General features: G+C 63.0%; 1 protein-coding gene. It reads left to right on the top strand.

The window, feature by feature from the left end:
- Window positions 1-530: 530 nt before the first annotated feature.
- Window positions 531-917, top strand: a complete 387-nt coding sequence (locus ABD882_RS00005; protein ID WP_345183056.1) for a VOC family protein — start codon at window positions 531-533, stop codon at window positions 915-917.
- Window positions 918-978: the final 61 nt, after the last annotated feature.

Genomic DNA, 978 nt, shown 5'->3' with positions numbered 1-978 from the left:
GGCCCTTCACCGTCTCCGACGACGAGAACCCCGCGGGAAATGACACCACGCTACGGGACGCACCCGAGAGCCTTCGGGTTCTTGATCCCATCTCGGCAAATGATTGGCACTTGACCGAAGTTGAAGGCGCGGAATGCATGGCCGTCGCTTCAACCGCGCTCGGCGCCAGCGGCGAACGGGCCAACGCAGCGCGTGTCGAGCCTCCGGGCGCACCTCGAATGCAGGAACCTTCACCGGCCGCCGAGCCAACGGAACTCCGCGGTACGTACGGGGGTGACCGAAGCCGTCGATTTCAGTCAGGCGCTCGGCGCGCGCCCAACGTCCAGCCTCGCTCTCGAGAGGATGGATCCGCCACGAAGAGTGCGGGTCCGCTCGCCTATTGCGTAAGACCTGCCTGGCCGGTCCGGTTCCACGACGCGCGGCGGTCATCTTGTTTCCTTGTAAGTTGCTTCCACGTTAACTATATTGGATAGCCTGCTGCAATCCACACAGCCCGTCCGCGGGCTGACGTACGAACACTGGAGGAAACCATGACTGCTCCAACCCTCAACTCTGTCGCGTGGTTCGAAATCGGTAGCGACCGACCGGACGACGTGAAGAAGTTCTTCGGGGACCTCTTTGGGTGGCAGTTCAAGCTCAGCACCGACCTCGCCGGAGTTGACTACCACGCCGCCATCACGCCCGACACGCCCGGCCCCAGTGGAGGAATCTTCGATCATGCCGGCAAGTTCGAGGACTATGCGATCTTCTACGTGCTTGTCGCGGACGTACCGGCAATCATCGAGCAAGCCAAGACTCTCGGAGGCGATGTGTTGATGGAACCGGTGACCGACGCGGCCGGAGTGACATTTGCCCGACTTCGGGACAACGGCGGCCGTCACTTCGGCGTCTTCTCGATGCCCGCCCCCATCGCCTAGGGCGTGTTGATCAAGAAGGTGCGGGGTGGCCAGCCGCCGCGAGTTGCGCGGGAGAATGGGC

Origin of the sequence: Microbacterium panaciterrae (assembly GCF_039541635.1) — a bacterium.
GTDB classification, from domain to species: domain Bacteria; phylum Actinomycetota; class Actinomycetes; order Actinomycetales; family Microbacteriaceae; genus Microbacterium; species Microbacterium panaciterrae.
This window is presented reverse-complemented; position numbering and strand designations above follow the sequence as displayed.

Bases quoted from the DNA above. Each gene is read 5' to 3' on its own strand.
- ABD882_RS00005 (WP_345183056.1), top strand. From the start codon at position 531: ATGACTGCTCCAACCCTCAACTCTGTCGCGTGGTTCGAAATCGGTAGC.